At 37.9% G+C, this 24,545-nt stretch carries 19 protein-coding genes; 13 read left to right on the forward strand and 6 right to left on the reverse strand.

Annotation, left to right across the window (positions count from 1 at the left end):
- The first annotated feature begins 202 nt into the window (after nt 1–202).
- Both RM541_RS16835 and RM541_RS16840 read left to right on the forward strand, forming a co-directional pair.
- Nucleotides 203–1,690, forward strand: coding sequence for a vWA domain-containing protein (locus RM541_RS16835; RefSeq protein ID WP_311501297.1), 1,488 nt, complete (start codon nt 203–205; stop codon nt 1,688–1,690).
- 273 nt (nt 1,691–1,963) lie between these two features.
- Nucleotides 1,964–2,191 carry a hypothetical protein gene (locus RM541_RS16840; protein ID WP_311501298.1) on the forward strand — a complete coding sequence of 76 codons (228 nt, stop codon included), beginning with the start codon at nt 1,964–1,966 and terminating at the stop codon, nt 2,189–2,191.
- A gap of 101 nt (nt 2,192–2,292) precedes the next feature.
- Here the strand turns inward: RM541_RS16840 and RM541_RS16845 are convergent, their stop codons facing one another.
- Nucleotides 2,293–2,469 (reverse strand): histone H1, encoded by a 177-nt coding sequence (locus tag RM541_RS16845; protein WP_311501299.1) that lies wholly within the window; start codon nt 2,467–2,469, stop codon nt 2,293–2,295.
- Between the two features lie 884 nt (nt 2,470–3,353).
- On the opposite strand from RM541_RS16845, the gene RM541_RS16850 reads away from it, so the two are divergent.
- The 6 genes from RM541_RS16850 (at nt 3,354) to RM541_RS16875 (ending at nt 7,968) form a co-directional block, all read left to right on the forward strand.
- Nucleotides 3,354–3,935: a Crp/Fnr family transcriptional regulator gene (locus RM541_RS16850; protein WP_311501300.1), complete on the forward strand. Its 582-nt coding sequence runs from the start codon at nt 3,354–3,356 to the stop codon at nt 3,933–3,935.
- Between the two features lie 168 nt (nt 3,936–4,103).
- Nucleotides 4,104–4,631 carry a YceI family protein gene (locus RM541_RS16855; RefSeq protein WP_311501301.1) on the forward strand — a complete coding sequence of 176 codons (528 nt, stop codon included), beginning with the start codon at nt 4,104–4,106 and terminating at the stop codon, nt 4,629–4,631.
- A gap of 67 nt (nt 4,632–4,698) precedes the next feature.
- The gene (locus tag RM541_RS16860; protein WP_311501302.1) at nt 4,699–5,175 is read left to right on the forward strand and encodes a hypothetical protein; all 477 of its coding nucleotides are present in this window, start codon (nt 4,699–4,701) and stop codon (nt 5,173–5,175) included.
- 117 nt (nt 5,176–5,292) lie between these two features.
- Nucleotides 5,293–5,865 carry a YceI family protein gene (locus RM541_RS16865; protein ID WP_311501303.1) on the forward strand — a complete coding sequence of 191 codons (573 nt, stop codon included), beginning with the start codon at nt 5,293–5,295 and terminating at the stop codon, nt 5,863–5,865.
- A gap of 266 nt (nt 5,866–6,131) precedes the next feature.
- Nucleotides 6,132–7,415 carry a DUF2254 domain-containing protein gene (locus RM541_RS16870; protein WP_311501304.1) on the forward strand — a complete coding sequence of 428 codons (1,284 nt, stop codon included), beginning with the start codon at nt 6,132–6,134 and terminating at the stop codon, nt 7,413–7,415.
- Between the two features lie 202 nt (nt 7,416–7,617).
- Nucleotides 7,618–7,968, forward strand: coding sequence for a response regulator transcription factor (locus RM541_RS16875; RefSeq protein ID WP_311501305.1), 351 nt, complete (start codon nt 7,618–7,620; stop codon nt 7,966–7,968).
- A 78-nt stretch (nt 7,969–8,046) separates the two neighbouring features.
- Here the strand turns inward: RM541_RS16875 and RM541_RS16880 are convergent, their stop codons facing one another.
- Both RM541_RS16880 and RM541_RS16885 read right to left on the reverse strand, forming a co-directional pair.
- The gene (locus tag RM541_RS16880) at nt 8,047–9,066 is read right to left on the reverse strand and encodes an endonuclease/exonuclease/phosphatase family protein (protein ID WP_311501306.1); all 1,020 of its coding nucleotides are present in this window, start codon (nt 9,064–9,066) and stop codon (nt 8,047–8,049) included.
- A 274-nt stretch (nt 9,067–9,340) separates the two neighbouring features.
- Entirely contained in the window at nt 9,341–11,494 is a 2,154-nt protein-coding gene (locus RM541_RS16885; RefSeq protein WP_311501307.1) for an outer membrane protein assembly factor BamB family protein, read from the reverse strand.
- A gap of 238 nt (nt 11,495–11,732) precedes the next feature.
- Here RM541_RS16885 and RM541_RS16890 point away from each other — a divergent pair, with 238 nt between their 5' ends.
- Nucleotides 11,733–12,767, forward strand: a complete 1,035-nt coding sequence (locus RM541_RS16890; RefSeq protein ID WP_311501308.1) for an AI-2E family transporter — start codon at nt 11,733–11,735, stop codon at nt 12,765–12,767.
- A 557-nt stretch (nt 12,768–13,324) separates the two neighbouring features.
- On the opposite strand, the gene RM541_RS16895 is transcribed toward RM541_RS16890, so the two are convergent.
- Nucleotides 13,325–14,368 carry a glycosyltransferase family 9 protein gene (locus tag RM541_RS16895; protein WP_311501309.1) on the reverse strand — a complete coding sequence of 348 codons (1,044 nt, stop codon included), beginning with the start codon at nt 14,366–14,368 and terminating at the stop codon, nt 13,325–13,327.
- 369 nt (nt 14,369–14,737) lie between these two features.
- Between RM541_RS16895 and RM541_RS16900 the strand changes: the two genes are divergently transcribed.
- Nucleotides 14,738–15,745 (forward strand): LLM class flavin-dependent oxidoreductase, encoded by a 1,008-nt coding sequence (locus RM541_RS16900; protein ID WP_311501310.1) that lies wholly within the window; start codon nt 14,738–14,740, stop codon nt 15,743–15,745.
- A gap of 106 nt (nt 15,746–15,851) precedes the next feature.
- Nucleotides 15,852–16,484 (forward strand): DUF4403 family protein, encoded by a 633-nt coding sequence (locus tag RM541_RS16905; RefSeq protein WP_311501311.1) that lies wholly within the window; start codon nt 15,852–15,854, stop codon nt 16,482–16,484.
- A 65-nt stretch (nt 16,485–16,549) separates the two neighbouring features.
- On the opposite strand, the gene RM541_RS16910 is transcribed toward RM541_RS16905, so the two are convergent.
- Complete coding sequence (locus RM541_RS16910; RefSeq protein ID WP_311501312.1) at nt 16,550–18,961, reverse strand: glycoside hydrolase family 31 protein; 2,412 nt, start codon at nt 18,959–18,961, stop codon at nt 16,550–16,552.
- 429 nt (nt 18,962–19,390) lie between these two features.
- On the opposite strand from RM541_RS16910, the gene RM541_RS16915 reads away from it, so the two are divergent.
- Nucleotides 19,391–21,331: a M1 family metallopeptidase gene (locus RM541_RS16915; protein ID WP_311501313.1), complete on the forward strand. Its 1,941-nt coding sequence runs from the start codon at nt 19,391–19,393 to the stop codon at nt 21,329–21,331.
- A 73-nt stretch (nt 21,332–21,404) separates the two neighbouring features.
- Here the strand turns inward: RM541_RS16915 and RM541_RS16920 are convergent, their stop codons facing one another.
- Nucleotides 21,405–22,844 (reverse strand): TonB-dependent receptor, encoded by a 1,440-nt coding sequence (locus RM541_RS16920; protein WP_311501314.1) that lies wholly within the window; start codon nt 22,842–22,844, stop codon nt 21,405–21,407.
- A gap of 166 nt (nt 22,845–23,010) precedes the next feature.
- On the opposite strand from RM541_RS16920, the gene RM541_RS16925 reads away from it, so the two are divergent.
- Entirely contained in the window at nt 23,011–24,510 is a 1,500-nt protein-coding gene (locus tag RM541_RS16925; RefSeq protein ID WP_311501315.1) for a TolB family protein, read from the forward strand.
- Nucleotides 24,511–24,545 lie beyond the last annotated feature (35 nt).

Here is a 24,545-nt window from a genome sequence, read left to right on the forward strand (position 1 = left end):
ATCCTGCAAGTATTATGAAGAAGTAAATTATTTAAAATCTAATTCTTCACTTAAATAAGCCCTAATTCCTCGTGAATCGATCAAAAGTTATTTCCACATTTTTACAAAGTGCATCTTAACGGGTGAGATTGGCCAAATTCTGAAGTTGATACGCAACCTTTTCCCGGTTAACGCATCTAATAAGTATAAAATCAATTAATATATGAACAAATCATACATCTTCCTGTCGTTTGCCCTGTTGCTTTTTTATTCCTGTGAAACAGATAATATGCCTGATCAACAAGTATCTCCGCAATTAGGTTTTTCAAATAGTACTGACGATTTAATTGCCCCAGAAGTCGGTGGAGATAATTACAATGAAATTATTGAAAACCCTTTTATAAAAGTTGAAGACCAGGCTGTCTCCACATTTTCTATAGATGCGGATGGGGCTTCTTATGGAAATGTAAGGCGATTTTTAATGAGTGATAACCAGTTACCTCCAAAAAATGCGGTTCGCACTGAGGAGATGATCAATTACTTCAACCTGGATTATGATTTTACAGAGAGCATTCATCCTATCAGCTTAAATGGAGAAATCAGTAATACTCCCTGGAATAATGAAACTAAGCTTATACGAATTGGAATTAAAGGAAAACCAATGCCTGAACCTTTGCCGCCATCCAATTTTGTTTTCTTGACAGATGTTTCCGGTTCTATGGGAAGCGAGGATAAGCTGGAGCTTCTAAAAAACGGATTTAAAAGTCTTGTGAATGAATTCACTTCACAAGATAGAATAGCTATAGTTACTTATGCAGGTTCTTCTGCTGTGGTGCTGGAATCTACTCCGGGAAATGAAAAAGATAAAATTATGGCCGCCATAAATAGGCTAGGTTCCGGAGGGAGCACGGCAGGTTCTGAAGGAATAAAAACTGCTTATGAAATAGCAGCTGCAAATTTTTTGGAAAATGGCAATAATAGGGTAATACTGGGGAGCGATGGTGATTTTAACGTAGGAGTCACGAGCCAGGAAGAATTGATAGAATTAATTGAGGAAAAACGGGAAAGTGGAATATTTATAACTGCATTAGGTGTTGGTCGGGGTAATTTAAATGATGCTGTTATGGAGCAAATAGCTAATAACGGGAATGGCACCTATGAATATATTGATAATCTTGAGCAGTTGAGAAAAGTATTTATTTATGAATACAACAAGTTTTTTACCGTAGCTAAAGACGTGAAAATCCAGGTAAAATTTGATATTAAAAATGTTGAAGCCTACAGACTTATTGGATATGAGAACCGTATTCTAGAGGAAGACGATTTTGAAGACGATGAGGAAGATGCTGGTGAGATAGGAGCCGGGCAGAATATTACTGCCATATATGAAGTTATACCATCCAGAAACCCTCAATATTCCACCATACCTTCTCTAAAGGTAGATTTTAGGTACAAGGAGCCTAACTCTGGTTCCAGTGAACTTTTAAGTTTGGAGATTTTTGATGAAGGAAAGACTTTTGCAGAATCTTCAGATTTTATGAAGTTTACGGCAAGTGTAGCTTCATTTTCAATGTTACTCCGCGATTCTGAATATAAAGGGAGCAGTGAATACGACAAAGTATTGAGTTGGCTGAGTACTGTTAATCTTACTGATGAATATGGTTTTAAAGCTGAGCTAAAAAGGTTAGTAGAAAAAGCTAAAGATCTTTAGAAACGGAAAAGACATAAAGTCTCTTTTCTGGGATATCGCTATTCACTTTTGGCAAGTTTTATTTATTAGTAAAATGTCTTTGCAAAAATAATGAGGTGCCTGAAAATAAAAACTTGATTATTAGATGTATACTTAAAATAAGTAGTCGTTTAAAAATAGCCAATAAGTTCACATTTAGTTAAATAAAAATTTAACTAAAAATAAATTTGACTGAGTATTTTTGAATTTGAAAATGATATATATTCGCTGCCTAAACAATTAATTTTCATTTAAATGAAAAAATCATTTTTGACTCTTGCTGTAATCGCATTAGTTTTAAGTTTTACATCTTGTAAGGAAGTTTCTGCTGAAAACAGAACAGAAGCTGAAGTTATTGAAGCTACTCCAGCTCAGGCCGAAGTTCTTGAGACTTCTGCTGAAGCAGTTATTGATTCTGTCGATGCGGTAACTGAAGTAGAAGATTCTATAGCTACACCTGGCGAGCAATTGCCTGTAGAATAATAAGAAAAGCACTTAAAATAAAGCAGAGCTAATTATTTCTGTTAACAAAAAGGGAGATTCGTTAGAATCTCCCTTTTTATTTTGTCTTAAAAGGATCTTTTTTACTTTTTAGATTCTGCAATAGAAACTTTGCGGAATTCCTTTAATAGTTTTTCCAGTTCTAATGAGGATTTTCTTGCTCTGGTTCCGGCGCTTTTATTGCCATCTTCTAATTGCGCAGTAGCCTCAGATTGGAAAGATTCATAAGTACTCTGAATGTTTTCAACAAGTTTTTTCATGATAGTATTTTTAAATTTTTAGAAATACTAAAATAACAGAATAAACCGTGTCTGCCTTAGAATTTGGGCTTTTATCATGAAAAATTTGTGAACTTTATAATTTTCCTAAGTTATCTTCGCTATAAAATAAGATATTATTATGATGTTTCTTTACTTATGATTTAAATCTTAAAGTTTATTTTAGATTTGAAGAGCGACTTCAAAAAATGGCAATTTTCGATTTGAAGTGATTCATATTCACTTATTTCAGATCAGGAATCCCTAAGATGTTGGGTGGTGCTAAAGCTATGTCCGGGAATTCCAATTTTTCTATTTATAGGGCCATCAAAAAAGGCAATTTACGACTAAGAAATCTTTAAAGACAGCAAATCACCTGCAATAGCGGCTTCAGAATTGGCAATTTTCGATTCGGAAGGATTCAATCGTGCAGTTAATTCAGATTATGAGACTCAAAAAGCTGAAAAGGGATCAACAACAGGTCTGAAAATGCCAAATTTCTCCCTTGGACTGGCTTCACATCAATTATATTTAAAAAAGATGATTGCCTGTTTGAACACTCAAACTTAGTTTTTGTCACCTTGAGCGGAGTCGAAAGGTCAAACAAAAACGTCTCGACTGCGCTCGACGTGACAATTTTACTATAAAATTTCTTTGTTAGGTGCTTTAACGAACAAGCATATTTAAAAAAAATGGGGATACCTTTTAAAGAGCGGCTTCAAAAATGGCAATTTTCGATCTGCAGGAGGTGAGTACAATCTTTCCATTTCAGAGATCTTCTGCCGGCACCCCTTTCTGAAAAAATTGCCTTAAATTTATAAAATCTTTTCAAAGGAATTAATCTTCCGGGGAAAGGCAGAGAATTTTTCATTATTAAAGCTTCAGCAATGTTCGAGTTTCTTCATCAAAAAGTAAATGAAACAATCAAAATTACCAATGAAGAATTTGAATTCGCAAAAACCCTTTTTATTCCGAAGAAGTTACGAAAGAAGCGTTTTTTACTTCAGGACGGTGACGTTTGTCTTTATACAACCTTTGTGGAAAGAGGATTGTTAAGGAGCTTCACCATAGATGATAAGGGGAATGAACATATTCTTCAGTTTGGATTGCAGGGTTGGTGGGTAGGCGATCTTTACAGCTTTCTTACAGAGGAGCCTTCAGAATACAACATTGAGGCGCTGGAAGATTCAGAGCTTTTGCTTATCACAAAATCTTCCTGGGATTTGCTCCTGGATGAGGTTCCTGCTTTTGAACGTTACTTCAGGACCCTTATTCAGAATAACCTGATTGCTACCCAAAGACGCTTAATGGGTACAATGAGTACTACTGCTGAAGAGCGTTACCATAAATTATTAAGGGATTTTCCGGATATTTCCCAGCGGGTGCCGCAGCATATGATTGCTTCTTATATAGGAGTCACCCGGGAAACGCTAAGCCGCCTTCGTAGCCAAATGGTCTCCGGGAATTAAAGGGCTGCATTCTTTACCGTCTCCCTTTACCATCTCTATTAACTTCTTTTTAGTGAAAAAGTGTGATCCAGATCACATCCATTTCTTATCATAGGTCATTGGCTATGGCTCATTATGCTTCTAGATTTGCATTGTAACATTATTAAATAATATTTAAACCTGTTTATTATGGCAAATACTAAATGGAATATTGATCCAACCCACAGTGAAGTAGCTTTTAAGGTGAAGCATTTAATGATCTCAACCGTTACCGGAAAGTTTAAAGTTTTTGAAGGAAAGGCTGAGTCTGAAAGTGATGACTTTAAAAATCTGAAAAATCTTGAATTTAAAGCTGATGTAAAATCTATTGATACAAATAATGATCAACGGGATGAACATTTAAGATCAGCAGATTTTTTCGCTACAGATAAGCATGCAGACATGGTTTTTCGAGCAGGAACTTATGATGTAAACAGTGATAAACTGGAAGGCGAGTTAACCATAAAAAACACTACAAAACCTGTCACTCTTGATGTAGAATTTGGTGGCGTTGTGGTGGATCCTTACGGGCAAACAAAGGCCGGCTTAACCGTAAGCGGAAAGATAAGCCGAAAAGAATTCGGTTTGACCTGGGACGCGGTGACAGAAGCAGGAAGTGTTGTGGTGAGCGACCAGGTGAGACTTAGTGCTGAAGTGCAGTTTGTAAAAGAGGCGTAAGGGACTATTGCTGTGTGGAAAGCGAGCTTTTATTTTCTGCGGAATTTTATTTTGTAAGTGACTGGTGATGAGTAAAACAATCGCAATTTTGGGAAATCCAGGAGATTTACTTTCTGAAGTTTTGCAGGTTTTGATGAAGCAGGATTTTCGATTGCTCTTAGTTTCTGAAAATGAAGAAAAAAAGCTAGATTTAAAGAGAAGTCTGGAGCAAACCGAAACTGACGCTGAGGTTGAATTTACCAGTTGCAAAAGAGATGGCTGCTGGGAAGCCGATATTATTATAATCACTCAGCCCGAAAAAGCCTCCTGTTCTTTACTGGAAACCATTAAAGAAGTAGCCACACAGAAAATTGTTCTGTTAATCTCAGAACACGAAAAGCAACTTAGAAAATCAAATTTTGAACAGTTGCTGCCTCATTCCAAATTTGTAAGGGTATTATTAGATTTACAGAACAACAGATTTTCCGTCTTTAGTAAGCATTCAAAAGTTAAAGCGGAAGTACAGGTACAATTATTAGGCGCAGGATTTCAGAGACAGTTATAGTTGCTGCAAAATTTCTTCCTGACGCCTACGCAGAAAAGACGCAACTAACATTAGACGACAGTTTTAACGTTAAATAGTAAAAGTGAGATATTAACAATTAATCTAAAAATGAATATTATGAAACAATTATTTTCTTTCTTATTTATTGCTTTTTTAAGCATGACGACATTTGCACAAACCACGTGGAAGGCCGATCCGGCTCATACACAGCTATCTTTTGGTATTACCCACCTGGGGATTTCTGAAGTTGAAGGTAGATTTAATGAATTTGAGGGCAGCATAACAGCTTCAGAAGAAGATTTTAGTGATGCGCAATACAATATCGTTGTGCAGGTGCCTTCAATAGACACAGGCGTTGAAAGGAGAGACGATCACTTAAGAAGTGCTGATTTCTTTGATGCTGAGCAATATCCGGAAATGACTTTTAAGAGTACGTCATCCACAAAAGTTGGTGACGGGAAATATAATGTTACCGGAGACCTTACTTTTAACGGAATAACAAAACCGATTACTCTGGAAGTTGTGCACCGTGGGACTATAGAAAACCCTCAAAATGGTAAAATTATCTCTGGATTTGCAATTTCTGGTAATGTGAAGAGATCTGATTATAACCTGGGACCAAATTTTCCTGAAGCAGTATTAAGTCAGGATGTTGTAATTGACGTTGACGGAGAATTTATTAAGCAATAAATTTCTATTTAAAGATGAAACTGTAAATTTTTAAAGCAATTTTCAGGTTTCTATAACGGCTTCCCTTCCGATAATGGAAATTAGAAAATCCTGCCAAACAAAGGCAGGATTTTTTGTTTTTCAACAGTAGATACAGCTTCAGATTGCTGAAATGCGTTATCAATTATTATGTATAAAGAACTTTCATGGCAGCACCTTTACTTTCTTAGCTTTTATTTCTTTCATTTGCTTAACTTCAAAAACTTAAAAACATACAAGTCTAAGCTATGAGTTCCTTCTTCACCAGAATACTTACTTTTTACCGCTCCATTAAAAGTAAAATAGCTTTTTATCCCACACTGTTCGCTCTTTCAGGACTCATTTTTGCTCTTTTAATGATGTACCTGGAAGAACGCGGAATTTCAGATTATCTCGTACAGCATGCTCCCTTTTTGGTAGTTAATAGTGGAGATACAGCTCTAACTATTCTAAGTGCTTGTATAGCAGGACTTATTTCTATGATGGTCTTTAGTTTTTCGATGGTAATGGTGCTTTTAAATCAGGCTGCAAGTGTTTATTCGCCTCGTTTGCTTCCTGGGCTGATCTCTGACAAGCGACATCAAATTATCCTGGGTATATATATTTCCAGCATTTTATATTCCATATTTGTCCTTTTTTCAATACAGCCAACAGGGGATAAGTATCAAATACCGGGGTTCTCAGTGCTTCTGGGAATCCTTTTTACGGTTGTTTCCATCTATGCTTTTATTTATTTCATCCACAATATCTCCGAAACTATCCAGATTACTAATATTTTAGAAAAAATTTTCACAAATGCCAGCAAGAGGCTTTCTATACTGCTGGAACGGGAAAGCTCAATAAACTGGAACTTTCCCAATAGTAATGGCTGGACCGAATATAGAAGTGATAAAAGCGGTTATTTTCAGGACTTTTCAGAAAGAGATCTCCTCTCATTTTCTAAAAAGAACGATACGCTCTTAGAAGTTTTACCCATTAAGGGAACCTTTGTGCTGAAAGGCACGCCGGTATTCCGCTCTAAAGAAAAGCTCAACGATAAAGCTCTAAAGCATCTCTTAAGGAATTTTTATTTATCCAGAAAAGAGCTGGTGACCTCAAATTACCTCCTGGCATTCAAGCAAATTACTGAAGTAGTGGTAAAGGCGATGTCCCCGGGAATAAACGATCCAGGCACTGCGTTGAATGCAATTGATTATCTCTCTGAATTGATAAGATTAAGAATGTTGAAGTCAGACGAAAGTTTTGCATCCGATTCTGGTCAGGATTATGTAAAAATGAGAGTTGTAAGCTTTGAAGATTTACTATACCAGATCAATGCGCCTTTAAGAAAATATTGTTGTGGAGATATAATTGTGGTTCAGAAGCTGAGTTACATGTACCTGGCTCTTATAAAACAAAAAGCTTTAAAACCTTGTTATCATGATATTCTTGAAAAAGAAGCAAAAAGACTTCTAACAGATGCTAAGGAGGTGATGATAAATGAAGCAGATTTAGCAACTTTAAACACTCTTTCCAGTAAGCTTCATATTTAAATATAGCCTAATTAATAATCTGAAGTTCAGTAGTAAATCTTAGAATTGAAGTTTTGAAATAATTAGGTGCAATGGGATTATCAATCAATTTTAAATAATCTTACTTTCTGAAGTGAGGGAAGTCTAAAAATTTATCAATTTGGACGCCTTATTTAACAAAGTATTTAAGATTCCCAGAAGTCTTATGTTTTACTTTTAAGCCATGAAAAAGATTTTTTTAGTTGAAGATGATCATGCACTGAGGGAATTAATTGGTTTTCTTTTAACCGAAAAAGAATATGAAGTAAAAGCCTTTCCTACTGTCACTTCTTTTACCAAAGTTATTAATAAGGAACTTCCAGATGTTATTGTCATGGACATAATGTTGCCTGATGGGAATGGTGTAGATTTATGTAAAAGTATAAGAGAAGAACAAAAAACCAGGGATATCCCGGTTTTGCTTATGTCTGCACATGCTAATCCCTCCATTGTAAATGGATCTGGTGCTAACTCTTTTTTAGCCAAACCTTTTGATGTGGAAGAACTCTACAAATGCATTGAACAGATTTCTTGATTTTAAGGCGATAAAAATGGTTAAAGACCAGGAGTTATTTTAAAAGAATTCTATATTTTTCCAGTCACAAATTCCTTTTTAATAAAGTGTTTGAGTATTTTTTTTGGGTAGCACTAACTTTACGTAAAGAGGGAAATGATCTGAACCAATTTTGGATAGCCGCTCTATTTCGGATAAATAGAATTCTTGTGTAACAAAAAAATGGTCAAGTGGCCATCTCATAATCATTGAATTGGAATCAAAAGTATTAAATAAGCCTCTTCCAATTCTAACATTCTTAAGATTTCCGCTTTCTTCAAATAATCGGGAAGTAAGAGACCAGGAAACATCGTTATAGTCTCCGGCAACGATAGAGGGAAGAGTATCCTTTGCCACAATATCACCTATTTTAACCAAAGCCACTTCCCTTTCTCCTTCATTATCGGGGTATTTACTACTGGGAACTGGAGCAACAGGGTGTACTCCATAAAACATAAATTGTTCTCCATCCGGTAAAGAAATTCTTGTATGGAAAGAAGGAACATCATCTTTATTTAGAAATTTTATCTCCTGATTTTCCAGCGGAAACTTGGAGTACATAGCCATTCCATAAGCATTCTCCAACGGATATTCTATGCGATAGGCATAATCCTCTTTTAAAACCTGAAGGTTTTGTATCCATTCCTCATTCACTTCCATTACTAATATAATATCTGGATTCTTCTCCTGAATAACAAGTAAAAACTCATCATAAGCGGTATTGGTAATAAGAATATTTGCAATGACAATTTCTATTTCTGAAAATTTTTCCTTAAGCTCAGCGGCATCTTTCACTGCTTTGTCTCCAAAAAAATATGGAAAAATTTTTATAGAATGGAGAGTAATGGCAGCTACTAATCCAATGGTAATTAAAACAGAGAATACATTCCATTTTTTATTCAGAAAAAAGTTAAGGATAAGCAGGACCAATCCAACGATCAAATACTGAAGCCTTGGAAAATCCAATACTTTAGAATACCATAATGAAAGATCGTGTACAAGGGAAAGAAGACTAATAATTATTAATAGGACTGAAAAAAAGATGCTAAAATAGTAGAAAATTTTTCTGGTACTCGGCATATTTAAATTTTTTAATTATGGGTTATACGTTGTCTAAAAAAAATCTACAAGCGGGCTGCGCTGTATGGAAAAACGTAATTATGGGCACATCGTCACCCTGAGAAATTACAATAATCCACTGTCCAATATTTAATACCAGCCTCTTGAGAAGTGGAAGTTTTATCTTTTTAAAAGAGAAAAACCAAAAATGAATTTAGAGTGATTGTAAAAATTGCCACTCTTTACCTCAATATTTTATTCGGAGTGTTCAAATCCCTTTTCTGGAAATAAGATTTTATGGCAGTGCAAAAGCTACATAACTATCACCACCGGGCGCTCCTAATTTAGTGCCTCCACAAGCCAATACAATATATTGTTTTCCATTTACTTCATAGATGCTGGGTGTGGAAAAAGCCGCTGATGGAAGCTCCGTTTCCCAAAGCAGTTCCCCGGTTTTTTTATTATAAGCCCTAAACTTTTCATCTTTGGTGCCTGCAATAAAAAGTAGTCCGCTGGCAGTGACCACGGGTCCACCATAACTTTCGGCTCCTGTTTGGGGGATTCCTTTTTTCTGCAATTCCTTATGTTCTCCATAGGTTACCTGCCACAGATACTCCCCGGTATTAAGATCTATAGCATTTAAGGTGCCCCAGGGTGGTCGTACGGCTGGATAGCCATCGGCGTCAAGAAACTTATTGTAGCCTGATATCTGATAAGGAATCTGATTATTTTCTTTAGATTTTTCCATTCCCGGCTCTTTAGATATTTCTTCTGCAATCTCCTCCTGGTTTACATAGTCTATAAGCGCCTTCATTTCTTGTTCGGAAAATTTATTAAAAGCAGGCATCATGCCCTGGCCGTGTTCAATAATATTCCTGATTTGTTTCTTATCCCGTCGAGATTCAATATTCACAAGGGAGGGGAATCCGCTGGAAGGACTGCCTGTACGGTCATTGCCGTGGCACATAGCGCAGTTTAACGTATACAACCGTTGGCCAAAAGATTGTTCTGCCAGTTCCTCTTTAGTAATCGTAGGGTTCAGGGAGATACGCCACGCCATTTCATTGCTGTTCACATATAGAATTCCTTCCGGGTCGGCTGCGGCACCTCCCCATTCGGCACCCCCATCAAGTCCCGGATAGATTATGGTTCCGCGTTCGCTTAATGGAGTAAAAGGACCTTCAGAGCGACTATTTCTGAAGGTTTCTATTAGCTCCTCCCGATTAGAAGCAATTGGGCTAATGTCATTTTCAGTAAATTCTTGTCTTGCATAAGGCGCTGGTTTGGTAGGAAATGGCTGTGTTGGCCAGGCAACTTCGCCGGGGATATCAGAAGTAGGGACTGGTCGCTCCTCTATGGGGAATAAAGGCTCTCCTGTTTCCCGATCAAAAACGAAGACCAAACCTTGTTTAGTTGTTTGTGCCACTGCGTCTATTCTCTTTCCGTGGTGGGTTACCGTAAGCAGGTTTGGAGGCGCAGGAAGATCTCTGTCCAGAATATCGTGATGCACAAATTGAAAGTGCCAGAGACGTTCGCCGGTTTCGGCATTGAGCGCTATAAGACTGTTGGCAAAAAGATTTTCACCTTTGCGGTTCCCTCCATAGAAATCAAAGGCAGCCGAACCTGTTGGAGCATAAATAATTCCACGTTCGATGTCTACCGACATTCCCGCCCAGTTATTAGCTCCTCCTATCAGTTTGTTTTTTCGAACATCAGAAGGCCAGGTTTCATGGCCGAATTCTCCGGAAGTAGGAATTGTGTTAAATACCCACTCCAGTTCCCCGGTTCTAATATTAAAGGCCTGGATAAGCCCCAGCGCAGCATCTGCACCTTCAGAAACTCTTAATGGCATTACAATAATCTCCTTATAAACCGTACCTGGAGTATTAGAGATCACCATCCTATCCTGGGATACCGCGCCCAGACCTGTTTTTAAACTCACACGTCCATGCTTGCCAAAGCTTTCGATTGGTTTTCCCGTAGCCGCTTCTACTGCATATAGCCAGGATCCGCTGGTGTACAGGATCCTTTTATCATCACCATCCTCCCAATAGGAAATTCCGCGGCTGGTACTGTAAGAATCCATTCCATCAGATTCTTTTCTCCAGATAAGTTCTCCAGTTTCAGCATCTACAGCAAAAGGCTGGGTGGTGGCAGTCATGCCGTAAACCATTCCATTTACCATTAGTGGATTGGTTTGTACCTGTCCTGTATCCTGAGTGTGAAACTGCCACACAAGTTCCAGTTGGTCTACGTTAGATGGATTTATTTGTTTTAACCTGGAGTATTGATTGCGCCCGGGTCCACCCTGGTAGTGAGCCCATTCATTACCAGCACCTTCAAAGCTGGCAGTTTCAACATTTTCTTTAGAATTACATGCGACTAAAAATGAACTAAGAAACACGGCGATATAAAAAAATTTAAGAAAATTTGTAGAAGAGAATTCCATTATGATAAAAGGTTAACATTAGATACTTTTTAGGAACATGGAGAGCCGGTTTAAAAATAGGTAAATTTGTAGAACGTTCAAACGTAAAAAAGTTATTGGACAAGCTGAAAGTCCAAAATGTCAGTACATAAATATATTGATCTTAAAATTTAGTCTAAGAAAGAATTAGGATATAAGGTTTCATAAAGAAAAAGGTAAGAAATTAGTAGTTCAGGATTTATAGAAAATTATATAAAAAATGCAGAGAAATTCTCCTAGTACTCAAGAAAAAGGTTTTTCTTTTCGGAAAAAGGTCTGGACTGTTGTTGGGATTTTAACCTTTACGATTTTGCTGATTTTATTGATTATTGAGGCTGCAAATGCTCTTTTGTTAATCTTTGCAGGGTCTCTTATTGCCATATTTTTTACTGGTTTAAGTTTTCTCCTGGAAAGGAAGACCGGATGGAAGAGATGGCTGTGTAAAACCATTTCCATAATTTCGACCTTTATAATTATACTTTTGTTCTTTTGGCTCATAGGTGCTAAAATTCAAGCGCAGATTTCTGTGCTAAGTGAGACTATTCCATCAACTGTCCAGAATCTGAAAGAACAACTTAATAATAGCAGAGTAGGAGAGGAGGTTGTGGAAAGACTTACTTCAGAAGAATCTATTAAAAAAGCAGAGGCATTTGGAGGAAGGTTTTTTCAATCTACTTTTGGTGTATTTGGTGATATTTATGTGGTGCTTTTTATTGGAATTTTCTTTACCGTTTCTCCTGATCTCTATGCAAATGGTGCTGTGGTGCTTTTCCCTCCAAGGAAACATAAGAAGGTTCAAAATGTCCTAAATCATCTTAAAAAACAGTTGCGGAACTGGCTTAAGGGAAAGTTGTTATCGATGTTTGTAGTTTTTGCTTTTACCGCAATAGGACTCTCTATTCTGGGAATTGAGTTATGGTTGGTACTATCTCTTTTAGCAGGCCTTCTTAGTTTTATTCCCAACTTTGGGCCTTTAATTGCTTTAATTCCTGCCATCCTAATTGGTCTCCTGCAGGGGCCAAGAACCGCGCTCATTATTTTAGGAATTTATGTCCTTGTTCAGTTTCTGGAAAGCAATTTTATCACTCCTATGGTTCAAAAGAAAATGATTGAAATGCCTCCTGCACTTATCCTTATCTCTCAGCTTTTTATGGGTGCTCTTACCGGGGGATGGGGTCTGATTTTGGCCACGCCAATCACTGTAATAGTAATAGTGCTGGTTCAGGATTTATACCTGAAGGAACGTGAAGATTAGTAAGTGGGTAATGAGCGGTTTTATCCCTCTGTCGCAGTAAAAATGGTTTGAGCCCAAATCGCTTCCGGAGAATAGGGTTCATTTCAGTGATACATTAGATTTTTGAATGAACATTTGCATTAACTAATGCTTAAGTCCAGGGGTGTGGCTATTTAAAATTTTGCTTAATAAAAACAGCTATTGTATATTTGTCTTCACTTTTTGACAAGTTCAAGTTATTAAATTTCGAAGATATTATATTAGATATATCCTAAAGCGAGGTTTATCAGCGATTGGTTTGTATTCCGACTGGTCCCAAAATCATAAGTTATTATAGCAGTAATAATTTTGTAATATAAAGATGTGTTGTTTATCCCGGAGATCGGGGTGAAGTGGTAGGGTGCTGATTACCTCAGCATTTTCCAGTGAGAAGCTTTTTTCCATTAGATTGGAAAGAGGCTTTTTTACATTTAGAGATGTTACTTCTTTTAATATAAACCAGAATTAAAATTTTTAAATGCTACGGAAAATAATTCTGTTGCTTTTAATACTTATTGAGTTGCAGATAATCAACTCCTTTACTTTAAAATTCTTTTTGTTACTGCAATGAGTTCGTCCTGGCTGCATTTCTGGGTGTTGAAGGAGACGCTTCCATTACCATAAGGATAATACCTTTTTTCGTTAGAAATAGAAAACAACCCAATTGTAGGTGCTTGTGCCGCGCTCGCCAAATGCATAATACCACTGTCGGCACCAATAAAAATCTGCGTATTTTTAATTAAAGATCCTATCTCGCGCAAATTCCTGCTGTAAAAAGTTGGTGCTTTAAAAGATATTTGGGAAACGTTCTCCATGGGTAAAACTTCCACGATATTATATTCCGGAAATTCCTCCCTCAGCCTTTCATAAAAATTCAGCCACCATTCTTTGGAAAGGCATTTTTCTCCGGTCGCAAAGGTGAATAAACAGATCGTTTTTGCTTCATTCTGTACAAGATCTTTTAATTTTTTCCTGCCTTCCAAAATTTCTGCCGGGCTTAATTTAAGGTTAAGCCGGGGGGTAGGTTCATTAGTGGTTTTGGAATTTTGGTAAATAACAAAACTTCTGAAATTAAGAATAGGGGCTTTCGCCATGTGCTGGTTTATTTCAGAATGTAATTCCAAATCCGGGCTTTCGTCTCCAAAAAGTTTGTACCTGGACCTGGCCAATTGGACAGATAATCTTCCTGAAGATGATATTTTATCACCGTTTATTACCAAATCGTAAGATCGGTTTTTTAGCGACAACCAGGCTTTTTGATAACTAAGGAATTGTTTAAATGGTTTTCTTGGTAGCGAAATAATTCGATCGACGTTAGAATAGTTCTTAAACAAAACCGGACCTAAATTACCTTTAATAAAAAGGTCGATTTGGCACTGCGGAAATGTTTCTGTTAATTCCTGTATGAGTGGCGTGATTAATAACAGATTTCCTAAACGGTGATTAGGACGAGAAATGAGAATTCTTTTGATCGTTATGTTGCTTAAATCAATTTTCTCCTGAAGTTGGGATTTTCCCACGTTTCTCGTTAAGGAACGGGTGATTTTTTTTCGCAGAAAATTTATCTTTTTGAGACTACTCATATTTTTAACTCCTCAGGAGCTTATAGTTTATTGGTACATATCTGGCAATACCTTGTAAGACCAAACATAACTAGAAATTTTAAGTTTTCAGGATCTTTTAAATATGAATTCCTTTGTCTGCCAACTTTTTGCGCCTGGAATTTTCAAAGAGTTGTTGGCAGGATTCCGCAAATCTTTTTTGTAAAATAGAGCAGATTGTCCGGTAAAATATTTCGGTGCTAATTTCTGCCACAATTCAATACTAAAATTCTCTGAAATACTGTGGTTTTCCTCTAATGTTGCTTACATTGAATAACTACGAAAAAAGAAAAAATTTAGCCGATATGGAGCAATTCCATTCAGCGGAAAAAGAAAAAAGAAAAATTTATAATGAACAGGAAAAGTAAAACAACTCCTTATTCTATACTAGAGCTCGCAAGCGTCGCAAACAACTCCACGCCAGGGGAGACTTTTAAGAGAGCTTTGGATCTTGCACAAAAAGCAGAAGATTTTGGTTATCACAGATTCTGGCTGGCAGAGCACCACAACATGATAAGTATTGCGAGTTCAGCCACAGCAGTTCTCATTGGATATATTGCGGGCGGAACAAAAAAGATAAGAGTTGGCTCTGGCGGAATTATGTTGCCTAATCATTCCCCACTTATTGTTTCAGAACAATTTGGTACTCTAGGTTCTCTATATCCAAACCGTATTGATATGGGATTGGGAAGAGCTCCGGGAACAGATCAGGTCACTGCCCAGGCGATTCGTGCAAACAGAATGCATGCAGTGTATAAATTTCCGGAAGAAATCGGCGAGATTCAGCAATATTTTTCTCCATATAACCGGGACTATAAAGTAAGGGCAACAGTGGCTGAAGGTGTGGAGGTTCCAATTTACATCCTGGGTTCCAGTACAGACAGCGCCCATCTTGCGGCAAAAAAAGGTTTGCCATATGCTTTCGCGAGCCATTTCGCCCCAACCCACCTTTTTGAAGCCTTGAATATTTATTATAACAATTTCCAACCTTCAGAATATCTGCAGGAGCCCTATACCATCGCGTGCATTAATGTAATAGCTACCGACACAGATAAGGAGGCAGAGCGAATTTCGACCTCAATGCTCCGAATGATGATTGGCGTAATGACCGGTAATATCGATTATATTCAGGAGCCTGTGGAGTTGACGCCAGAATTAAAGGAGCTTTCGGAAAATCCTGCCTTTCAAAGGATGTTGAAATATGCTTTTGTAGGTAATAAGGATACTGTGAAGCAGCAAACTCAGAAATTTCTGGAGCAAACCGGAGTGAATGAATTAATGGTTGCCTCACATATTTATCATCACGAGGATCGGGTAAATTCTTATAGGATTTTTTCCGAAGTTATGAAGGAAATATAAAACGTAACTTTTTTTTATTCAATAAAAGCTCAGACTTCTGAGTATTGGCAAATAACGCTGCTGGATTTTTTGTAAAAGAAAACGTAATTTAGTAGGAAAGAATCTTATGGACAAGAACGAAAATATTAAAAATTTTCCGCAGGGTAAAGTAATAATAGCCTTACCGGTGCGTGCAAAGTATTCAGCCCTGGAAGAATTGCTGCGGAAAAAATTAATTGGAGAAAAAATTAAAAAAGAGGACGATGGCAAGATTACAACATATGCGGAAATCCTGGATGTTGCCATGGAAAGAAGCCTGGAAGAAGAGTATGATTTTTTACTTGAGCTGAAACTCCGGGCGCTAACATCCCTATTTAGGAATAAGGAAGGCCGGTTACTGGTGAAACTTGCAATAGATTTTAATGAAGAAGACCAGGTAGTTACTATTCGGGATTATAATTTAGATGGCAATACAGGAAACTGGCTCCTGAACAATTTTCTGGAAAGTGTGGCAAATATCTTTATGTATAACAAGTTAAAGGAAAAGATGAGATTTGAATTGCTTCCACTTATCCGGAAGCAGCTGGAAAGCATAAATGATAAATTACAGGACAGGATGGAACCAAAGAAAGGAATTTTTGTCTTGGGTGACCTGGAAAACATAAGGGTTAGGGCAATAATACCACAGGAAAAGCATCTTCTGGTTAAAGTAGACATAGAGGGAATGGCAAATGTAGAAATTGAAAATCTGGAATTTTGATCCATTCAAAGTGAAGTGCTGAAAATTGCCATTTTCGTACCATCAATCAGCTTCATCTGCAGGATCTAAGATTTAGCTTTTGAAGTAAACTGGATCAAATCGAACACCTTAGGAATTTTCATTGTATTAACTGTAGGATCAAAATCTAAGGTTTCCAGGCTTACTTCTTCATTGTCCAGATAAGCTTTCTCAATTTCAAAAGGCAAACCGTGAATGCGAACCTCCAGGTGTTTATAGGAAGTTAAAAACTTCCCATCTTTATGCTGTTGGATTATTATTTCTCCCGGTTTTCCGCGGAATTTAAAAGTTTTTAAGCTGTATCTTCCCTTTTTATAATCATAACCGTCATGGGCATCCTCATATAGAATAGAAGTTTCATTTCCGTTTTTATAATAAATATCCAGGAACAGAGCTTTAATTTCTATTTCATCTACATAATTTTGAACAGGAAATTTTGGAATAATAGCACCTTCCTTAATAAAAATAGGAGATTTTTCCAGTGGCGCATCTACCCAGTATTCTTTACCTCCCGTTACTATTTCATCATTCCAGAAATTATACCACTTGCCACGCGGAAAATAAACTCTTCGCCCCTGGACGTGCGCATCCTGGATAGGGCATACCAGTATCTGGTTTCCAAATATAAACTCATCTGATCGGTAATAGGTATGTACATCTTCCTGATCAAAATATACCAATGGCTTTAAAATAGGAATTCCCTCTTCTGTATACTGATAAAATGCAGTGTATAAGTACGGGAGCAACTGATATCTTAACCTGACGTATTCCCTGGTAATACTCAAAACTTCTTCTCCAAAGGACCATGGTTCCTGATTTCCATGATCTCCCGAAGAATGAACCCGGCAAAAAGGATGAAAGATCCCAAGCTGGATCCATCGGGTAAATAATTCTCCTGAAGGTTGCTCTGCAAAACCACCAATATCGCTTCCGGTAAAGCTCATCCCGCTAAGGCATAATCGCTGCACTTGTGTATTGGCAAGCCATAAATGTTCCCAGGTTGCAATATTGTCTCCTGTCCAGGTAGCACAATAACGCTGTCCGCCGGCGAAATTTGCACGGGTCATTGTAAAAGGCCGTTTTGGAAATGCATATTTTCGTACTCCGTCATGGGTTGCCCGCGCCATCTGCATTCCGTAGATGTTGTGGGCTTTCCTGTGGCTGCAGTCATTGCCATCGTAATTATGCCTGACATCTGTAGGAAAGGTCTTTCCTGGCACCTCCATTACTGCAGGCTCATTCATATCGTTCCAGACTCCTTTTACACCAATTTCCCCTACAAGTTCCTTAAATAATCCGGCCCACCATTCCCTGACTTTAGGGTTTGTGAAATCCGGAAAATAACATTCTCCCGGCCAAACTTTTCCACGCATAAAGGGACCATCAGCTCTTCTGCAAAAATAATTGTTGTCCAGGGCCTCTTTAAAAATCTTGTAATCGGCATCTATTTTAATTCCGGGATCGATAATAACAACCGTTTTAAAACCTTTTTCCTCCAGGTTCTCCACCATTAATTTAGGATCGGGAAAATGTTTGTTATTCCAGGTAAAGCATTTAAAATCATCCATATAGTCGATATCCAGATGGATGGCATCACAGGGAAATTCAAGTTCTCTGAATTTAGCTGCAAGTTCAGTTACTCTTTCTTCAGGGAAATAACTCCACTTGCTTTGGTGGTAACCCAAAGCCCAAAGTGGTGGTAGGTCTGGAGTTCCTGTAAGATTGGTATAAGAAGTAACCACTTCTGCTATTTTAGGTCCGTAAATAAAATAGTAATTCATCTCACCACCTTCAGCCCAAAATTTCACTTCGTTCCTTTTGTCCTGGCAAAAATCAAAATGAGTCCTGAAACTGTTATCGAAAAATATCCCGTAGGCCATATTGCTGTGCAGCGCGGTGTAAAAAGGTACAGATTTATAAAGTTCGTCCAGATCTTTATTAAATGCAAACTGGTCTTTATTCCATAAGGTCAGTTTTCGACCTTTTAGATTAAAATTGGTAGGTTTATCTCCAAGTCCGAAGAAATTTTCTCCTTCTACTGAAGTTTTATTCATCTTCACAAAGTTCCCTCCATATTTAAAACTTTCTTCCCAATGAAAACCCAGCTCCTCTTCTACTATTACATTATCCTGAAGGTCATAAATGCCAATTTTAAGATCTGTAGTAGAAATTTTACACTTTATTTTGCTGGTAATGATGGTGATGAGGAAAGGTGCTTCCTGGATTTCAAATTTATTAAACCCATGCATGGTGTCCTTATCGATAGCATAGGAAAAATCATTTTCAAAAATACCATCGGTAGCATATCTAAAACGTAAGATGCTGTCTCTTAAAACAGTAATTCGAAGCAGAACATTGTTTGCTGTTGAAAAAGTAACCGAATTCCCGTCAAACTCAAAGACTTTCACTTCGCCGGGAAATAAATTCCCTTTTGTCTCCAATTCTGTATTTACAATCATATTAGATTCTGTTTTGGATCGGCAATAGCTATACTTTTCCCGGCTTTAATTTGTTGGCAAAGATAAAGCTTGAAATTATACAAAATTTCCCTTTGGGGAGAATATTCTTTTTTCCACCTAAATATTCTCTGCTGAAAATTGCCAATTTCGATGCCGGTCACTATAACTGAAGATAAACCCAGTTTATTCTTTTCTTCTTTTGCTCCTTTTTGGGTTTTTTACTGCCAGATAGTTTAAAAAATGATATCTGGAGAAGGAAATAAGGCTGTTCCTAGTTATTCTGAAGGATTTGAGTCCTTCAGAAAAAGTTAAGGTCCAAAAATGGCAATTTTCGACCTGCTGATTGGGAATGGATTCAATTTTACTAACAATTGAAGCGTTTTTCACGGCTAATCTTTAAATTTGCTGAATTCATAAAAAATTTAAAGAATGAAGATATTTTCAAGATCATTTATGGTCCTTGCGTTTCTCAGTTTCTCATTTTCCGGAGCACAGGAGGTAATTCAGAATAACCAATCGGATTTTGGGGAATTTATGGATCGCACCGGCAACCGGTATCGGGCGGCATCGGGACATCCCGGACCTGAATATTGGCAAAACGAAACCGATTATCAGATAGAAGCAACGCTAAATGATGATGAGCACAGTATTTCTGGAAACATAACGCTCACCTATACCAATAATAGTCCGCAGGACCTGGAATTCATCTGGATGCACCTGGAACAAAACCGGTTTACTGAAGATTCCCGGGGGACCTTAACCACACCAATCCAGGGGAACAGGTACAATGGAGATACAGACGGAGGTTACGAAATTAGCAATTTAGAGGCAAAGGTTAAACGCAGTACCTCTTCAGAATATTTGATTACCGACACCAGGATGCAGGTTTTCTTTGACCGGCCAATTCCTGCTAATGGAGGAAAGGCAACAGTTTCTATGGATTTCAGTTATAATATTCCTGTTGAAGGAATGGATAGAATGGGGCGTTTGGAAGTGGAAGATGGAACAATTTACGCGATGGCACAATGGTTTCCAAAAGCTGCGGTTTTTGATGATATCGAAGGTTGGAATATAGAGCCATACCTGGGTGCGGGGGAATTTTACCTTGATTATGGTGATTATGATTATAAAATTACCGCTCCTTACGATCATATTGTAGTTGCTTCAGGAGAATTACAAAATCCGCGTGAGGTGCTATCTTCCACCATGCGTGAAAGAATGGAAGTGGCTTCAAAAAGCGATACCACGGTATTTATTGTAAAGCCTGAGGAAGTAAATGACATGTCGATTCGTGCAAAGCAGGAAGGGACGCTAACCTGGCATTTTAAAATGGAAAATGCCCGTGATGTGGCTTTTGGATCTTCAAGTGCATTTATCTGGGATGCAGCCAGAATAAACCTTGCAGATGGCGATCAGGCCATGGCACAATCTGCCTACCCTAAAGAAAGTGCAGGGCCGGATGCATGGGGACGTTCTACCGAATATTCTAAATATTCTGTAGAACATTATTCAGATAAGTGGTTTAAATATCCTTACCCTGTAGCTGTAAATGTGGCTGCAGATATTGGCGGAATGGAGTATCCCGGCTTAAACTTCTGCGGATGGCAGGCAGAAGGTGAGTCACTTTGGGGTGTTACAGATCACGAATTTGGACACAACTGGTTTCCGATGATCGTTGGAACTAATGAAAGAAGATACGCCTGGATGGATGAAGGTTTTAACACATTTATAAATCACTACAGCAGCCTGGAATTTAACGATGGAGAATATGGATCCAACTTTGACCAGACAAGGCGGCTCGTAAGTTGGTTTAACAGTTCTACACGTGAAGGTATAGACACGTACCCGGATGTTACTAATTTAAGAAACCTGGGGATGACGGCGTATTATAAACCTGCAATTGGTTTATTGCTGCTACGTGAATATATTCTTGGCCATGAGCGCTTTGATAATGCTTTTATATCCTACATAGAAACCTGGGCTTATAAACACCCACAGCCAAAAGATTTTTTCAACCATATAGAAAACGTGGCCGGAGAAAACCTTTCCTGGTTTTGGCAGGGCTGGTTTTACGGTACAGGAAATATAGATATAAGCCTGGACAATGTACAGCAGCACCAGGGTAACTATGTAATTACAGTGTCCAATAAAGGAGATATTCCAATGCCTGTGGAACTGAAGCTGACGTTTGCAGATGGTACTACAGAAAACCTTCGGCTACCTGTAGAGATCTGGCAACGTGGCGATACCTGGAACCATTTACTGGAAACAGAGAAAACACTTGAAAGTGTAGAGCTGGATCCTGAAAAAATCCTGCCTGATGTTAATTTCTCTAATGACAGCTGGCCAACTGATCTTTATGAAAAGTAGTTGGTTTTCTGAAAATAACAAGGCCCGGCTTAAAAAACCGGGCCTATTTTATTTATTATTTGAAGTTTTTGGTCTACGCTTTAGTTTTCTTCTGAAAGAGGTTATTTTCTTTAATTAGTTTTACAGTATCCTCTGCCAGTGCATCTTCCCACCCGGGCTCCCCGTTAACGATAAGGTCATAAACTTTTCTTGAATTGATATCCAGAACCTCTGGGTCATAGTTGGTAATGTCAACAACGCGTCCATTGTCCCTAAAAAAGCTGTACAATTCTTTTGTTCTTTGTTCTACCTCCAGGTTTTCACTGGTAATAATCTCACCGGTTTCAGGATCTTTTTGCGGATGAAGATAAATCTTCAGGCTTTTAAAGAATAATTTTCCGAAAGCTTCCAGTATTCCCCCACTTAAGTGGGTATAGTAATCTTCTTTAAAAACTTCAATAAGGGTATTTACGCCCATAGTAAGTCCCATTCTTTCCCTGGTGAATTGTGAGAAATACTCCACCACTTTATAATATTCCTGGAAATTTGAAATCATCACTGTTTGTCCAAGAGAACAGAGAAGATCTGCCCTGTCGAGAAAATCCTTTTCGTCTATTTCTCCTTCATTCCTTAGGTTAAATAAAGTAATTTCATAAATACCCAGGATCCGTTCTTCATCTACTTTTCTTTCTTGTTTAAATAGTTCCAGGGACTTTTGAAACATGCTGAGGTTTACCCGTGTTACAGGTCTGAAACTTCCCCGTAATGTTAAAATGTTTTTTTTATAAAGTAAATCTGCCGGTAGCACGTTGTTTCCATCTGGTGCGAACATAATTGCATCTGTCTTTCCTGTCTTTACCAGGTGCAGGCTCATTAAGCGATTGTCTACCTCTTTAAATACCGGTCCGGTAAAATTCACCATATCAATTTCAATCTTATGGGAATTTAAATGATCGTAAAGGCTGTTTAGAATTGCCACAGGATCATCATGATGATAAAATGCACCATGAATAAGATTCACGCCTAGAATTCCGAGGCTGATTTGTTGTTTAGCTGCATTATTCTCATGAAACTGAACATGGATTATGATCTCACTGTATTCCTCTTTCGGTTTAGTCTGAAATCTAATTCCCAGCCAGCCATGACCTTTGTACTTTTTGGCGAAATCTATGGTGGCTACCGTATTGGCATAGCTAAAAAAGAGCTTATTGGGATGTTTAGCTCTTGAAATTCGTTCCTCAATAAGCCCCGTTTCGTAAGCTAACATACTTTTTAGGCGAGCTTCTGTCACATATCTTTTGTTTTCGCCAACACCGTAAATAGCATCACTAAAATCTTTGTCGTATGCACTTAGGGTTTTGGCTATCGTACCAGACGGATTTCGGGCTCTGAAAAAGTTTCTTACAGTTTCCTGTCCCGCACCAATTTCAGCAAAGGTTCCGTAAATATTTTCATTCAAGTTTATGCGTAGCGCTTTGTTCTCTACAGAAACCATTTCGCGGAACTCTTTTTCCTTTTCTATATCTACAGACATACTTATTTTGACTTTACTATAAAAGTAAGAATATTTGATTTTAATACCTGCTTCATGTTCATAAGGATTTCCTAAGCTTTTTGAAATGTCTTTAAGCGTGGCTTCAAAAATTAGATTCTTTTATTTTGTTACCTTTAGCTATAACTTTTCCACTAAACCCTTTACCATGAATTTAAAATTTTCAGGAGCCATTTTTATATGCCTGCTTCTTACTGTACATATTTCTCAGGCACAGGAAATAGGAATTTTCGATAATCATCAGGATATAGGTGATGTAAAATCTGAAGGATCTGTTGCATACGATGAAGAAGAGCAGGTTTATACCCTTACAGGTTCTGGGAAAAATATGTGGTTTGGGTCTGATGAATTTCAGTATGTATGGAAGGCTATCCAGGGGGATTTTATTCTTAGAGCCAGGGTTGAGTTTGTTGGGGAAGGAGCAGATCCTCACAGAAAAATTGGATGGATCGTCCGAAATAATCTCGCTCCCGATGCTCCGCATGTAAACGCTGCGCTTCACGGCGACGGTCTAACATCGCTTCAATATAGAAGAACCAAAGGCGCAGATACAGAAGAAGTTACTTCTGGAAATAATGCACCAGATGTTATACAGCTGGAAAGAAAAGGAAATTTGTTCATCATGTCTACCGCAAAATTTGGTGAAGCTTTTACCAGTGTAGAGGTCGAAGTAGATCTAAGAAATGAAGTCTTTGCAGGAATTTATATAAGTGCCCATAATCCTGACGCTGTAGAAACCGCAATTTTTAAGAATGTAAGAATTACTTATCCTGCTCCCGAAGATCTCGTTCCCTATACAGATTACCTCGGGAGCCGTTTGGAAATTATGAATGTCGAATCTGGGGAACGGAAGGTGTTAATGACTTCCAGGCACAGTATTCAGGCGCCAAACTGGACGAGTGATGGTAAACTTATCTACAATTCTAACGGATGGCTTTATAAATATGATCTTGAAACTGAAAAAGTTTCTATGCTGAATACTGGTTTCGCCAATAACAACAATAATGACCATGTATTGAGCTTTGATGAGAGTAAAATTGCTATAAGTCATCACAATCCAGATGACGACGGAAATTCCTCTATATATTACATGCCAGTTAATGGAAGCGATAATCCTGTAAAAGTTACCAAAGACGGAGTGGGCGTTTCTTACGCTCATGGCTGGTCTCCCGACGGGAATAGGATTCTGTTCACCGCCGAAAGGAAAGGTCAGTTCGACATTTACCAGGTAGATGTAGAGACAGGAAATGAAACGCAGCTAACCAATACTAAGACTGTAGATGACGGCTCAGAATTCTCAAAGGATGGGGAGCATATCTACTTCAATTCCAATCGAACCGGTACCATGCAGATCTGGAGAATGAATGCCGATGGAACAGACCAAATACAGCTTACCGATGATAAATACAACGACTGGTTTCCGCACGTTTCTCCAGACCAGGAAAAACTGGTACTTATTTCCTTTCCGGAAGACATAGATTCCGCAGATCATCCCTTTTACAAAAGATGCCTGTTAAGGATAATGCCAGTAGGTGGCGGTGAACCTAAGGTGATTGCCTATATTTACGGAGGGCAGGGAACGATAAATGTTCCAAGCTGGTCTCCAGATGGGAAATTCGTGGCTTTTGTAACTAACTCTGATTTTTAATGTAAAATCCTTATTTTAGGTTTTTTAATCACTAT

It is taken from the genome of Autumnicola psychrophila (assembly GCF_031846645.1).
Classification (GTDB): Bacteria; Bacteroidota; Bacteroidia; order Flavobacteriales; family Flavobacteriaceae; genus Autumnicola; species Autumnicola psychrophila.

Bases quoted from the DNA above. Each gene is read 5' to 3' on its own strand.
- RM541_RS16890 (WP_311501308.1), top strand. From the start codon at position 11,733: ATGCAGAGAAATTCTCCTAGTACTCAAGAAAAAGGTTTTTCTTTTCGG.
- RM541_RS16880 (WP_311501306.1), bottom strand. From the start codon at position 9,066: ATGCCGAGTACCAGAAAAATTTTCTACTATTTTAGCATCTTTTTTTCA.
- RM541_RS16885 (WP_311501307.1), bottom strand. From the start codon at position 11,494: ATGGAATTCTCTTCTACAAATTTTCTTAAATTTTTTTATATCGCCGTG.
- RM541_RS16870 (WP_311501304.1), top strand. From the start codon at position 6,132: ATGAGTTCCTTCTTCACCAGAATACTTACTTTTTACCGCTCCATTAAA.
- RM541_RS16900 (WP_311501310.1), top strand. From the start codon at position 14,738: ATGAACAGGAAAAGTAAAACAACTCCTTATTCTATACTAGAGCTCGCA.
- RM541_RS16850 (WP_311501300.1), top strand. From the start codon at position 3,354: ATGTTCGAGTTTCTTCATCAAAAAGTAAATGAAACAATCAAAATTACC.
- RM541_RS16915 (WP_311501313.1), top strand. From the start codon at position 19,391: ATGAAGATATTTTCAAGATCATTTATGGTCCTTGCGTTTCTCAGTTTC.
- RM541_RS16895 (WP_311501309.1), bottom strand. From the start codon at position 14,368: ATGAGTAGTCTCAAAAAGATAAATTTTCTGCGAAAAAAAATCACCCGT.
- RM541_RS16905 (WP_311501311.1), top strand. From the start codon at position 15,852: ATGGACAAGAACGAAAATATTAAAAATTTTCCGCAGGGTAAAGTAATA.
- RM541_RS16860 (WP_311501302.1), top strand. From the start codon at position 4,699: ATGAGTAAAACAATCGCAATTTTGGGAAATCCAGGAGATTTACTTTCT.
- RM541_RS16845 (WP_311501299.1), bottom strand. From the start codon at position 2,469: ATGAAAAAACTTGTTGAAAACATTCAGAGTACTTATGAATCTTTCCAA.
- RM541_RS16840 (WP_311501298.1), top strand. From the start codon at position 1,964: ATGAAAAAATCATTTTTGACTCTTGCTGTAATCGCATTAGTTTTAAGT.
- RM541_RS16855 (WP_311501301.1), top strand. From the start codon at position 4,104: ATGGCAAATACTAAATGGAATATTGATCCAACCCACAGTGAAGTAGCT.
- RM541_RS16835 (WP_311501297.1), top strand. From the start codon at position 203: ATGAACAAATCATACATCTTCCTGTCGTTTGCCCTGTTGCTTTTTTAT.
- RM541_RS16920 (WP_311501314.1), bottom strand. From the start codon at position 22,844: ATGTCTGTAGATATAGAAAAGGAAAAAGAGTTCCGCGAAATGGTTTCT.
- RM541_RS16875 (WP_311501305.1), top strand. From the start codon at position 7,618: ATGAAAAAGATTTTTTTAGTTGAAGATGATCATGCACTGAGGGAATTA.
- RM541_RS16925 (WP_311501315.1), top strand. From the start codon at position 23,011: ATGAATTTAAAATTTTCAGGAGCCATTTTTATATGCCTGCTTCTTACT.
- RM541_RS16865 (WP_311501303.1), top strand. From the start codon at position 5,293: ATGAAACAATTATTTTCTTTCTTATTTATTGCTTTTTTAAGCATGACG.
- RM541_RS16910 (WP_311501312.1), bottom strand. From the start codon at position 18,961: ATGATTGTAAATACAGAATTGGAGACAAAAGGGAATTTATTTCCCGGC.